Consider the following 12,137-nt stretch of genomic DNA (forward strand, 5'->3'; position numbering starts at 1 on the left):
TTTACAATATCCCAAAGAGAAAAGCGAAATCAGTTAAAGAAAGCAGAATTTTTCATAGGCAAGCGTGAAAAGATCCACAACTACTGCCTCCGCCGGCGTCGGGGTGATGTTCATCAGTTTCTGGAAAGAAGTCTGCGACTGCCATGTTCCGGCATTTATGCCAAGGACCCCGCGGTACGAGATGACATCGCTGATATGGATATGGCCGGTGTGGATGATATCGGGCACATCGCGAATAACAAGAGCATCTTTGTCCGTGGAAAGAAGCGGCGTTCTTTGTCCGTAGATCGGGCCGAGATGCCGGCGCTTGAGCATTGCCTGCATGATCTCTCCGGGTTTTGTGTATGAAGCGCCGGGAATGAACTTGATCAGATCATCGATACTTCGCCCGTGATACATAAGGACGCTGACCGACTGGATATTGACGACTGCCGGATTTTCAACAAAGGTGACGTTCTCCGGAAAATTTCTGCGAAACTCTTCCGGCAGAGCAGGCTGGGGCTCGGCTCCTCTCACCGCATCGTGATTGCCCGGCGAGATCACGATCTTCAGCCTGTCAGGCAGTGCCGCCATAAGGTCGCCGACATGATCATACTGTTCATAGATGGTCTTGATCTCCAGCTCCTTGTCCTGATCCGGATAAATACCGATCCCGTCCACCACATCGCCGGCGATCAGCAGATAGCCGATGTCTTTGCGTTCATGCATCCATTCCGAGAACTTTTCCCAAGCTTTTGGCAGAAACGTATTGCTGCCGACATGGATATCAGAGATGAACACAGCTTTTCCTTTTTCTTTCGACGGGGATATCGTATTCGTCAGCGGGATCTCCGGCCGAAACAGCGTGTCGGAAAAGACCATCTGGGTCCTGCCCATACTGTCGCGCGCCAGCTGACCTTTCACGCCGATGACCTCGTCAGGGATGATCGATTCGGCCTCGGCAAACCCGTCACGGTTTTTGTTGAAAAGCACCTTGATCGATCCGGTCGGATCCTCCACCTCAACGACCCGGTGACCTTTCGCGCTGGTTGAGATCGTGGTCACCATGCCTGCAAGACCGATCTCCTGATCAGTGAACCGGTTGCCTGTTCTCACAAGAGCTTCGATCGGGATCGGATTCACCCTTCCGCGCAGCATCCCGGCCAATGCATCGTACCGGTCGCGAAACATCGCGTAAGACGATTCTGGATCCGCGAGAGGGACCGAACTCCCCTCCCGCCCGCAAAGGATCTCGGGCGTTCTGCTGACGCCGACATCCAGACGGTCGGTCCGAAGAGGGGTCATAGCCGGAACTTCCTTTGGCGTAACGACAGTCACACCGTTTGGAAGAGAGGCAAGGATCCCTTCGATGACCCCGGTTCCGCCGCATTCGCTGATATAGTTCACGACCTGGTGATGTACCAGAAATCCGGCATCGGCAAACCTAGCGACGATCTCACGTTTATCCATAAAAAAATGGTTCAGGTTAAATTAACTTTCCACTCGAAATGAAGGGGTTATTATAGTTCACGAAAGCGACTCGACAAAGACCCCGATCCTGCGCACGGCCTCGGTAAGTTTTGCACGGCCCACCGCATAACACGTACGGATGTGACCAACGCCGCTTTCACCAAATGCGCTGCCCGGAACAACGGCTACCTGCTGCTCTTTTAAGAGGCGTTCGGCAAACTCCTCATCGGAAAGACCGGTGCCTTCGATGGACGGAAACGCATAAAACGCTCCTTTCGGGATATGACAGGGAAGACCGACATCATTGAGACCTTTCACGAACAGGTTCCTTCTGATCCTGTACTCGGCGACCATCTCGTTCTTTGAATCCTCGGCGTTTTTCAGTGCTTCGATCGCAGCAAACTGAGAAGCCGTCGGCGCCGACATCATCACATACTGATGGATCTTGAGTGCGGCATCGCAGATCTCTTTTGGCGCGCAAAGATAGCCAAGCCGCCATCCGGTCATCGCATATGCCTTGGAAAATCCGTTCAGGGTAATCGTTCTTTCCCACAGCCCGTCGATCGACGCTGCCGATACATGAGAACCCTCATAGGTCAGTTCCGAATAGACCTCATCCGATATCAGCAGAAGATCATGATCGATGATGATATCAGCGATTGCTTTCAGATCATCTCTCCCCATAACCCCGCCGGTCGGATTGTTTGGGAAGTTGATGATCAGCGTTTTACTGTTTTGCGTGATCTTCTCCATCAGCGCGTCAGGCGTGACTTTGAACTGATCCTTCGCATCGCAGGGAAGAGAGACGGGTTTTCCTCCCGCCATGATCACTTCGGATTTGTATGAGACAAAACACGGATCGACAACGATGACCTCATCTCCGGGATCGACCACAGCGCGTACGGCGACATCGAAACCTTCCGACACGCCGGTCGTTACGATGATCTCGTTTGGCGAGTATGGGGTATGATACCTTTTTTCCAGATCTTTGGAAAGAGCTGAACAGAGATCAGGCAGACCGCGGTTCGAGGTGTACATGGTCAGCCCTTTCTCTATGGACGTGATGGCAGCTTTTGATACGTTCCAGGGGGTATCGAAATCCGGTTCCCCGACGCCCAGACTGATAACCTGATCGTTATCCATCGTGAGGACGAGGTCGAAGAACTTTCTGATACCTGAAGGCGGGATCTCGGCAGCTACTTTTGATACAAAATTTCGCATGATTGACCCGATTTAGAACGTGATCAGCTGTCTGTCCCGGTTTCCGGGCCGGGCCATTTCCACGCCCTGTTCCTTATACGTCCGCATCACGATCTGGGTCATGGTTTCCCTGACGCCGTCGATGGATGCGATCTGCTCGGCGACGAACCGGGAGATCTCCGCCATAGACTGGCCGGTGATGGTCACCTGGAAATCGTAGCTTCCGGTAAGGAGCCGGATGCTCTCTACCTGGGGGAATCTGGCGAGTTTTTCTGCGATACCGTCGTATCCCAGGCCTTTTTCCGGTGTTACCTTAAGGGAGAGTATAACGGAAACATCATCGACACCTAATGCCGAGTAGTCGATGACTGCCGTACACCGGCGAAGAATACCTGCCTGACAAAGGCTGGCGATCCTTTTTGTCACATCGCTCTCGGATACTTCCAGCATAACGGCAAGATCGCTTACAGGGATCCTGCTGTTTTTCCGGAGTTCCTTTAGGATTAGGGTGTCCTTTTCATCCATTTTTACTCACCTTTTTCATGATTTTTTACCAGAGGATGCAGAATGCCGCATTCCTGAAACCGTGAATCATTCATGATCACAGTACGTATGTCATTGGTCGGACTCTTAAAATAAATTTCCGTCGTTCTGCCGTGGCGGCCGTGAGAAACAACGCGGGTGGTGATGATTCCAAGCATATTGAGCTCGTTTATCAGATCCGAGACACGGCGGTGACTCAATGCTTCAGTGTCAAGTTCCGCGGCGACTTCGCGGTAGACGTTGATGACCGAGCCGCTGGTGAAAACTTTCTGACCGGAGGCCGCCATGAGAAGCATCGAACACAATACTATCTTGCTTTGTGCGGGGAGAGTTTTGACGCACTCACTCATTGTATCGGTCTCGATATTTTCCTGGGCGCCGTTGACATGTTTTACCATGACGCGTTCGGCTCCTTCGCGTTCGGCAAGTTCGCCGGAGACGCGTAAGAGATCAAGAGCGCGGCGTGCGTCGCCGTGTTCCTGGGCTGCGCGTGCTGCGCAGAGACCGATCACTTCATCGGAAACGACGTCCGGGAAAAACGCCATCTCGGCACGCTGATGCAGGATGTCCCTGAGCTGATCGGCATTGTACGGAGGGAAAACCATCTCTTCTTCCGAGAGGGAGGAAAGCACACGCGGATCGAGAAAGTCTTTGAAGGTGAGATCGTTTGAGATGCCGATGATACATACACGCGATGAAAACAGGTCGCTGTTTATGCGCGTCAGATTATAGAGTGTGTCGTCTCCGCTTTTTTTGACCAGTTTGTCGATCTCGTCCAAGACGATGATCTGGAGACCACCGGCCTGTTCAAGGACGTTTTTGAGTTCCGAATACACCTGATCGGTGTGCCATCCGGTGGCAGGGATGATGTTTTTGACCCGGTCGCTTGCTTTCAGATCATGACCGCTGACATGGTTTGCGATCTGGGCAAGAACGCGGTACTGGGTATCGATGGTTTCACAGTTGAGATGGACAAGTCTGCACGGGGAAAACTCCGAGCTCTCGTTTTCCAGCTCGGCTCCGACAAATTTGACCGTGGCTGTCTTGCCGGTCCCGGTTTTTCCGTAGATGAGGATGTTGGAAGGAGTCGCACCCTGAAGAGCGGGAGCGAGGATCTCAGCGATCGAATCGATCTGATCCATTCTGTGCGGGAGTTCCTTTGGACTGTAACTGTGTCGCAGGACCTCACGATTTTGAAAAATTTTATTAGGATTGATATATCTTTTAAAGAGACCTGTCGACTTGTAGGGTTCGCTTTCCATTGTAAATTTTTCCTTGGATATCTTATATGGTTTTTTTTCCTGATAATGTACCACTACTGCGAGTGGAAATAAGTGGGGGGATCTGTGAAGGGAATCTCTGAGGGGAGATAAGACGGATGGATGATAGTGAACTGATGTAAGAGGGGAGGGGAAGGTGTGGGATAAATTGAGGGGAAGAGAGGACAGGAGGACAGAATATGGGGTAAATTGGAGGGAGGAGAAGAGGAAGAAGACAGAATATGGGGTAAATTGGAGGGAGGAGAGGAGGAAGAAGACAGAATATGGGGTAAATTGGGGAGAGGACAGGGGGACAGAAAATGGGGTAAATTGGGGAGGAGGAGGAAGAAGACAGAAGAGGGGGTAAATTGGAGGGGTTGAAGCGGGAGTTAGAGTTAGGGGGAGTTAAAAGTTGAGGGGAGAAATGGTGATTGATTGTTAGATGGTGATAACCAGGTGTTTGATGGAGCGTTTGCTGATTTGAAATGATTGTAAGCGATTTAAGGGACCCACCCCTTTATTGCGAGTGGAAAACTTTTTGGAGAATGCAAAAGAAATGCAAAAGAAATGCAGGTAAGAAATGGAGTTTATTCGAATGCTTTATATATAATCTATCCAGAAAACAAAAAATTTTGGTTCCTGTATATATATCATTTGCTTTTGTCCGTATTTTTGTAATTTTTTTTCTTTGAAAAAATATTTTTTGGCTGCTGTTTCATCGTTTTTTTTGTTTTTATTTTGTTTTTATTTTTGATGTAAAAAAAGAAAACGTTTATATAATCAAAAGTCTAATTAATTATGATTTCAAAAATACATAAAATGAAAAACATTTTTTCAGTGATTCAAAAATAATTTTTCCACTCGCAATAAAGGGGTGGGGGACTTCTTTTGCAAATATTTGATAAACAGAAAAAAATTTCATCGATATCCTTCATTACCCAACTCACCAACCTCCGCTTTTCAACACTGATTATTGATTCAACCCGCACTCTTTTTTCACCCTCTGCTGCTCCTTTTCATATCCCCCTCCAACCCCTCCCCCTCAAAAATCCTCGCTTTAATCCTCATCTCCTGCTCATCTCCCTCCCCTCCTTTGTTACTTATCTGCTCCCTCTGCTGCCCTTTTCCGATTCAAAACAGGAGAACAACCTATTATCTTTGAACTCATACACTTCTCTTATGTCAAGAGAACACCGGGAAACTGTTTCGATAAAGACGGCCGTCATCACCGTTTCAACCACCCGCACAGAAAAAACCGATCTCTCCGGAAAGATCATCACTGAAGCATTTGAACAGGCCGGCATTCCTATCGTTTCTGCAGTCATCGTCAAAGACGACATCTCAGACATCAGATCCGCAGTTCTCTCTGCCCTGGATCAGGCCAACTGCATCGTCGTGAACGGCGGCACAGGTCTTACCCATGATGACTGCACCATCGAAGCGGTCTCCCCCCTCTTCATAAAAACCATGGACGGATTCGGTGAACTCTTCCGTCAGAAAAGCTATGCCCAGGTTGGAAACGCTGTCATCCTTTCCCGTGCCGCAGCCGGCATCAACAAAGGCCGCGTAATCTTCTGCATTCCCGGCTCTCCCAAAGCCGTCAAACTCGCAACAGAAGAGATCATCATTCCTGAAATCACCCACATCCTGACCCATGCAAACCAGTGATCCCTCCTCTCCCCTCACCCCCCCTTCCCCTTCCTCCTCCTCTCCCTCCCCTTCACTGCCGTTTCTCCTCGAACCTGTCCGGACACCGGAGCAGATCAAAAAAACCGCAGAACTTGCAGAGATCATCTGGACCGAACACTACACCCCCCTCATCGGCGCAGCGCAGGTCGCTTACATGATCGAAAAATTCCAGTCAGTTTCTGCCGTCACTGCTCAGATCCGACAGGGATACCGATATTATCTCATGCAGTCCGGCGGGATATCGGCCGGATACACCGCAGTCCTTTCAGAGCCGGTGGAAAAATCCCTCTTTCTTTCAAAGATCTATGTGGAAAAATCGTACCGAGGCAGACATTTCACCTCAAAGACCCTCGCAGCTTTGAAAAAGATCTGCCGCGAAGAAGATCTTGAAAAGATCCGGCTGACGGTGAACAAAGGCAATCACTCCTCACTCGCCGTCTACGAACATCTCGGATTTGTACAAGTTCAAGACATTGTCACAGACATCGGCGAAGGCTATGTCATGGACGACTACATCATGGAAATGACCATCTGATACGTCTCTTCGCGGCTGAAAGATCCGGTGTTGATCACACTCAGAGTGTCTATATATGCATAACAGGTCGCCGTACACTCGTAATAGCTGGTGAGATTTTTCTCATACTCTTCATACAACTCCTGATCATATGACTGACCAAGGAGTGTTTTCTGATCTGCTATCTCATTTTGCAGAATCCTCATCTCCTGACCCAGCGCCTCGATTGCAGAAACGATCTGGCCGCGCTCCTCCAGGATCGTGTCGATCTGCCAGGACGCCGAATAAGCGGCAGCTCCTCCTCCGACAAGGATCACCCCCTCCTCTCTCACGCGTGTCCTGTTTTTGTTTCTGTTTCTGATCAGAGCGGAATCCTCACCGATATAGGCAAACCTGGTCGTTTCGATCAGAATATACTCGCTGATCTGATTTTTACTCCTCCCGCTCTCCCCTTCCTTCGTTTTGACCGCAGCTGTCATATGGTTTTCTTCGCTCAAAACCACGACGCCTGCCGCATATCCGGATCTCGCCAGAAGGCCTGCAAGAAGGATACTCTTGTCATCACAGTCTCCCTGATCCTCGATCACCGTCTCGATCGGGAAGTTGACCTCAGCTCCGACCGTTTTATAGGGAATGTTCTGGACATAGGTCGTCAGCAGCTCGACATACTCATCGCCTGTCAGCCCGTGACTCTCTGCATACCAGGTAAAAAATCCGAGAAGCTTTGCATACATCTCATCCTGCGCCGGATCCTGCGCGATCGCCGCGTAATACTTCTCCGGCGAACAGCCAAACAGCGGCGTCGATTTGGATCCCTCATGTTTTGCTCCGTAATACGGGGCAAGGCCCAGGGTGATCTCTGCGCTGACCGTCTCACCTTTGAAAGGAAAATCGATTTCAACGACCTGTGTTGATGTATCGCCGGGATCTGCAGTTATCGAAGGATAGACCGTCGGCATCGCCCCCACGCTCACGGCCGATGAGATTATCATACCAAAGATAAGTACCGCCGCCAGGAGTTTTTTGAGTATCTTCATCTGCTGAATGCGAATCGTTGCAAAAAATCCGTTCCGATCTCTCTCACCAGCCGTCACGGGACTGGATCAGCCGCCCCGAAACGATCGTCTGATACACGTTTTCCCGGTTGTAGGGCTCGGAGTTGATCATATGCAGCACCGAACGTATCCTGTTCCCGGCCTCTATCCCCTCATTATACTCATCCAGATGAAGATCATATGCGGATCTCAGCGTCGTATTCGATGCATTCTCCGGGTCATCGAGCATCGTCTTCTCACTCCCGATCGTCCTGCCAAGACCGTTCAGCGCCTGATACAGAAGATCCAGAGCAGCATATGCCGTATCCCGCACATCAAGGATCGTCTGGATCTGCCAGGAGGCCGTATAGACATCCGTTCCATCACCGATCCGGTAAAATGCGTAATTCCCGTGATCGGATTTTTCATGCAGAAGCTCCGGGACCTCCCCGATGTAGGCATATCTCGTCGTTTCGATCAGACTGTATCCGCTGTTCTCATAGTCGGTCTGATACCCTCCTTTGACTCCGGCAGCCATATGATTGTCTTTCTTGAAAAGAAACACGCCGGCGTCATACCCTTTTTTGTCCAGAAGACCTGCAAGAAGAATACTCTTGTCATCACAGTCTCCCCACTCCTCGATCACCGTCTCGATCGGGAATTTTATCTCTCTGCCGGATGTTTTGTAGGGGATGTTCTGGACATAGGTCGTCAGCAGTTCTATGTACTCATCGCCTGTCAGCGAATGATCTTCTGAATAGGCGTCAAAAAACCCGAGAAGCTCTGCATACATCTGATCCTGCGCCGGGTCATAGGCGATCACCGAGTAATATCTCTCCGGCGAACAGCCAAACAGCGGCATCGATTTGGCCCCCGCTGATTTTGCGCCGTTGTAGGGAGCAAGATCAAGCATGATGTCACCTGTGACCCGGCCCTCCATGAACGGAAAATCCAGATGAACAGCGGTCGTCGAGGTGTCGGACTGATTCACCGGGATCGACGGATACGCGATCTGATCAGCGGCCAGACCGATGCCTGCCGCAAGCAGCAGAAGAATGAGAAGAGAAAAAAGGAGTATACGCGGTGTTTTCATCGGTTGTATGGAAATACACCGTATTCTGCTTTAATTGTATCGTTTTGACGGTCATCTCCATGCATCAATCATCGCGATCCGTTCCAGAACAAGTTCATCGATCCGGTCCGGTCCTACGACCTCAAGCTCCTCATCGGTGATGTCGAACTCCTTTTTCAGCGTCTCGTTCGCCGCCGAAACTTCTTCGGTCTCACAGACGAGTTTTCTGATCTCATCTTTTGCCCTTTGTGTTTCGCCGTCGAGGATCAGGACATAGACCTGGTTTTCACCTGCCTGCAGACCAAATCTCGGTGCAAGAGAACACTGTCTCTGGCCCGAAGCATACACCAAAATCTCCATCGAAAGGGTCCGGGCAATATTTTTTCCTTCGGCAAAAGACCTCTTCGCATGCATGACAGCCGATTCTATATGGGGTTTTCCGGCGATCTTTGCTGCGTCGAAGAGAACGATCGTTGACCCTGTGTCTTTCCCGATCCTGTTTATCGTTTTCAGCGTGCCGCTGACATCCTCAACATCCAGTTTTCCTGAAAAAATTTCCATCGTCATGTTCATTCTCCAAAATCGAAAAGGGTAGCCTGCGGTTTTTTCTCGGTCGGCACATCCTCTCTCTCCTCCTCTTCACGATCCGGCCGGCTCTTCTTTGCGGATCTGCGGCCGGCCTGTTCGAGAACTTTTTGTGCGATCGTTGCGCCCAGGATCGAGACGACCTCATGTTCTTCTGCGGCCATGAGCCCCTCCGGGTTCGTGATCCCCCGGTCGAAAAGTCTGCGGGCTCTGACGCGTCCGATGCCTTTGAGGGAGATCAGGGGGAGGAGCTCCTCTTTCACGCCGTGGTTCACTCTGAGTTCAAGATCCTGCATCTCACTATCACAGCAGGAGGCGAACTCATGACAGATCCTGCCCGCCGCATGCATGAGCCATCTGAGGTTTTCAACCACCGCGTGAATATCGCCGGCTCCTACCCCGAACCGTTCGCAGATGGAGTCTTCGCTGATCTCGGAGATCCACTCCTCGGCAACGAGAGCCGTCTTGATCGCTGCAAAAAACTCCTCGGAGATGTCTTCGAGCAGGAGTTCATCGCTTCTTTCCTTGAGGATCTTATCCACGAACTTTTCGTCCGAAGCTTTGAGATAAAATCTGAACATATCCGGCGTCATGCAGAGAAGGTGCAGCATCCCAAACGCCGTGAAGTTTTTCGCTGCAAGGCCGTCTTTGATCATCATGGCCGACTCGGGGTCGAGATAGAGCCGGGACGTCAGCGCTCCAAAGAGGGTTCCGTGGATCCCGTCTCCCTCTTTTTCGATCATCCCGGACTTTTCCAGATAGGCAAGCGTCTTCTCGATGTTTTTGTCGAGACGCCGGTGAACGGACTTCTGGCTTGCATAGAAGGATTTTTCCATGAATCCCCTGACTTCGTCCGCGGTCTGTGCAAATCCCGAGGTGATGAGTGCGAGGAGATGGCTTCTGAGTTCGTTCTCTTTCTGGCACTGGGAGGTGATGTCTTCTGCCGGCGCATCGATGAACTCTTCGAACAGCCGGTCCACGTCACGCTGTTCTTTGGCGATGAGGACCGCCTCGCCGTACGGATCGAGTCTTGGTCTGCCGGCACGTCCTGCCATCTGACGGTACTCGAGGACCGGGATCGGGTTCATGCCGGTTCCCCGCTCATACCGCTGATAATCCCGGATGATCACCCGCCGTGCAGGCAGGTTCAGTCCGGCGGCAAGCGTCGGGGTCGATGATATGCAGAGGATATCCCCGTTTCGAAATCCTTCCTCGACAGCCCCTCTCGCTTCACGCGGGAGACCTGCGTGATGGAACGCTGCTCCGGATTTTACCGCGAGGGCGAGATTTTTTCCGGACGCGGTCGTGTCGGCTTTGGCGATCCGTTTTGCGAGTTCGTCGAGTGCGACCGAGGTTTTTTTCAGCGTTACGGCCGCCCGTTTTGCGTATGCCTCGGCCGAACGCCTGGAAGAGACGAACACGAGACACTGCCCGCCCTCGTTTACCGTATCCAGAAGGAGATTCAGGTCGTCGTCCTTTTTCGGCGTTTCGAGCAGACGTTCCGTTCCGTGGAAATGGATCGCTCCGTTATAGTAGACCCCTTCCCGGAGATCGACCGGCCGCCACTCGCTCGTGATGAGGGCGGCATCCAGCCATTTTGCAAGGCTTTCGGGGTTGCCCATCGTGGCGGACAGACCGATGATCTGCATATTCGGGTTCTGGAACCTCAGCTGCGCGATCACCATCTCAAGGGTCCCGCCGCGGGAATCGTCGCCGATCAGGTGTATTTCGTCAACGACGAGAAGAGAGATGCTTTTCAGCCACCCGGCTTTGTTTCTGATGAGTGAATCGGTCTTCTCGGATGTTGCCACGATGATGTCGTACCGTCCGAGGTACTCGTCGCGCTGGTCCGGGTCGCCGGTCGCGATCCCCACCTTCACGGATTTGCCGCTGAAGTCTTCGTATTTTTCCGAAGCAAGGGCTTTCAGGGGAACAATATAGAGACACTTTCCTCCCTCGGAAATCTCCTTCTGCATCGCCATCTCGGCGATGAGTGTTTTTCCGGAAGCCGTCGGAATGGCGGCCAATATATTTTTCCGGTCGAATAAACCCGCAGTTACACACTCAGCCTGGGGAGGATACAGCTCCTCGATCCCATTTTTCAAATACGCCTCGCGCAGGTGATTTGGGATCGGCATTTCGTGTATTTTCATGAAACGCGCCCGGATGTATCAAGACCCCTTTGTTTCCAGTGGAACTCTGCAGAATCACTCATCATATTTATTGATTTTTATTTTATGCGGGCCGTCAGTAGTAGTAGTTCAGAACGTCCAGCTTTGCTTCCTTCTTTTTGCGATCCAGGAAGTTAAAGACGGTATTGTGATCCGAACCGTTGATGAGCATCGTGACTGCAGTGTGGGCATCGTTCATCTGGTCCGGCATGCCGATGATGCCGACGGTCTTTCCGTAAACGGAGATGAGAGCGCCGCTCATGTTTTCTATCTGTTCGCGTGCTTTTCCGTCGCGGCCGATGATCCTTCCTCTGATGCGTGCGAGTTTCTGGGGGGTGTCGGCGATATCCGAAAGGTCGATTAAGGTTAAGATCATGTCGTCGTCTTCGAGGAGTTTCTTTGCCCGCTCGGGCGAGAAGCCGCGGCCGATCGCTTTGATGACTTCCATCGAGCGGATCTCAGCAAGGGAGTCCTCTTCGTTGATGATCTCAATAAGACCGGACTGGCTGTCGATCTCCAGTGTTACGTGGAGGATTTTTTCCAAAAATTTTCTGGTGTCGCCGCCTTTTCCGATGATGGCGCCGATTCTGTCGTTGGGGATCTTTACTTCCTGTGTCATGA

12 protein-coding genes are annotated in these 12,137 nt (G+C 51.3%); 3 read left to right on the plus strand and 9 right to left on the minus strand.

Annotated elements, in window-relative coordinates; all coding sequences use genetic code 11:
- Positions 1 to 33: 33 nt before the first annotated feature.
- Genes EYA77_RS08505 through EYA77_RS08520 form a run of 4 tightly spaced genes read right to left on the minus strand, consistent with a single transcriptional unit; the run spans position 34 to position 4,454 of the window.
- The gene (locus tag EYA77_RS08505) at positions 34 to 1,449 is read right to left on the minus strand and encodes a DNA-directed DNA polymerase II small subunit (protein WP_167816445.1); all 1,416 of its coding nucleotides are present in this window, start codon (positions 1,447 to 1,449) and stop codon (positions 34 to 36) included.
- A gap of 57 nt (positions 1,450 to 1,506) precedes the next feature.
- Positions 1,507 to 2,670 (minus strand): aminotransferase class I/II-fold pyridoxal phosphate-dependent enzyme, encoded by a 1,164-nt coding sequence (locus tag EYA77_RS08510; protein WP_167816446.1) that lies wholly within the window; start codon positions 2,668 to 2,670, stop codon positions 1,507 to 1,509.
- 12 nt (positions 2,671 to 2,682) lie between these two features.
- Entirely contained in the window at positions 2,683 to 3,174 is a 492-nt protein-coding gene (locus EYA77_RS08515; RefSeq protein WP_042698961.1) for an Lrp/AsnC family transcriptional regulator, read from the minus strand.
- A 2-nt stretch (positions 3,175 to 3,176) separates the two neighbouring features.
- Positions 3,177 to 4,454 (minus strand): ORC1-type DNA replication protein, encoded by a 1,278-nt coding sequence (locus tag EYA77_RS08520; protein ID WP_042698960.1) that lies wholly within the window; start codon positions 4,452 to 4,454, stop codon positions 3,177 to 3,179.
- A gap of 154 nt (positions 4,455 to 4,608) precedes the next feature.
- Between EYA77_RS08520 and EYA77_RS08525 the strand changes: the two genes are divergently transcribed.
- From EYA77_RS08525 to EYA77_RS08535, 3 genes are all read left to right on the plus strand, one after another.
- A complete protein-coding gene (locus tag EYA77_RS08525; protein WP_167816447.1) occupies positions 4,609 to 4,818 on the plus strand; it encodes a hypothetical protein in 210 nt (69 codons plus the stop codon).
- A gap of 812 nt (positions 4,819 to 5,630) precedes the next feature.
- Entirely contained in the window at positions 5,631 to 6,119 is a 489-nt protein-coding gene (locus EYA77_RS08530; RefSeq protein ID WP_042698953.1) for a molybdenum cofactor biosynthesis protein B, read from the plus strand.
- Entirely contained in the window at positions 6,106 to 6,675 is a 570-nt protein-coding gene (locus tag EYA77_RS08535) for a GNAT family N-acetyltransferase (RefSeq protein ID WP_167816448.1), read from the plus strand. Before EYA77_RS08530 ends, EYA77_RS08535 begins: the two co-directional genes overlap by 14 nt.
- Here EYA77_RS08535 and EYA77_RS08540 read toward each other — a convergent pair.
- From EYA77_RS08540 to EYA77_RS08560, 5 genes are all read right to left on the minus strand, one after another.
- Positions 6,651 to 7,691, minus strand: coding sequence for a hypothetical protein (locus EYA77_RS08540; RefSeq protein ID WP_167816449.1), 1,041 nt, complete (start codon positions 7,689 to 7,691; stop codon positions 6,651 to 6,653). The two genes, EYA77_RS08535 and EYA77_RS08540, sit on opposite strands and share 25 nt — an antisense overlap.
- Positions 7,692 to 7,734: 43 nt before the next feature.
- On the minus strand, positions 7,735 to 8,781 hold the full coding sequence (locus tag EYA77_RS08545) for a hypothetical protein (RefSeq protein ID WP_167816450.1): 1,047 nt from the start codon (positions 8,779 to 8,781) through the stop codon (positions 7,735 to 7,737).
- A 51-nt stretch (positions 8,782 to 8,832) separates the two neighbouring features.
- Positions 8,833 to 9,327 carry a KEOPS complex subunit Cgi121 gene (gene cgi121, locus EYA77_RS08550; RefSeq protein WP_167816451.1) on the minus strand — a complete coding sequence of 165 codons (495 nt, stop codon included), beginning with the start codon at positions 9,325 to 9,327 and terminating at the stop codon, positions 8,833 to 8,835.
- A gap of 2 nt (positions 9,328 to 9,329) precedes the next feature.
- Positions 9,330 to 11,498: an ATP-dependent DNA helicase gene (locus tag EYA77_RS08555; protein WP_167816452.1), complete on the minus strand. Its 2,169-nt coding sequence runs from the start codon at positions 11,496 to 11,498 to the stop codon at positions 9,330 to 9,332.
- Positions 11,499 to 11,592: 94 nt separating this feature from the next.
- Positions 11,593 to 12,135 (minus strand): KH domain-containing protein, encoded by a 543-nt coding sequence (locus EYA77_RS08560; RefSeq protein ID WP_042698942.1) that lies wholly within the window; start codon positions 12,133 to 12,135, stop codon positions 11,593 to 11,595.
- Positions 12,136 to 12,137 lie beyond the last annotated feature (2 nt).

This window comes from Methanocorpusculum sp. GPch4 (genome assembly GCF_012062385.1).
Taxonomy (GTDB): Archaea; Halobacteriota; Methanomicrobia; order Methanomicrobiales; family Methanocorpusculaceae; genus Methanocorpusculum; species Methanocorpusculum parvum.

Coding starts and splice junctions, on each gene's coding strand:
- EYA77_RS08535 (WP_167816448.1), top strand. CDS start 6,106: ATGCAAACCAGTGATCCCTCCTCTCCCCTCACCCCCCCTTCCCCTTCC.
- cgi121 (WP_167816451.1), bottom strand. CDS start 9,327: ATGACGATGGAAATTTTTTCAGGAAAACTGGATGTTGAGGATGTCAGC.
- EYA77_RS08560 (WP_042698942.1), bottom strand. CDS start 12,135: ATGACACAGGAAGTAAAGATCCCCAACGACAGAATCGGCGCCATCATC.
- EYA77_RS08555 (WP_167816452.1), bottom strand. CDS start 11,498: ATGAAAATACACGAAATGCCGATCCCAAATCACCTGCGCGAGGCGTAT.
- EYA77_RS08545 (WP_167816450.1), bottom strand. CDS start 8,781: ATGAAAACACCGCGTATACTCCTTTTTTCTCTTCTCATTCTTCTGCTG.
- EYA77_RS08510 (WP_167816446.1), bottom strand. CDS start 2,670: ATGCGAAATTTTGTATCAAAAGTAGCTGCCGAGATCCCGCCTTCAGGT.
- EYA77_RS08515 (WP_042698961.1), bottom strand. CDS start 3,174: ATGGATGAAAAGGACACCCTAATCCTAAAGGAACTCCGGAAAAACAGC.
- EYA77_RS08505 (WP_167816445.1), bottom strand. CDS start 1,449: ATGGATAAACGTGAGATCGTCGCTAGGTTTGCCGATGCCGGATTTCTG.
- EYA77_RS08530 (WP_042698953.1), top strand. CDS start 5,631: ATGTCAAGAGAACACCGGGAAACTGTTTCGATAAAGACGGCCGTCATC.
- EYA77_RS08540 (WP_167816449.1), bottom strand. CDS start 7,691: ATGAAGATACTCAAAAAACTCCTGGCGGCGGTACTTATCTTTGGTATG.
- EYA77_RS08520 (WP_042698960.1), bottom strand. CDS start 4,454: ATGGAAAGCGAACCCTACAAGTCGACAGGTCTCTTTAAAAGATATATC.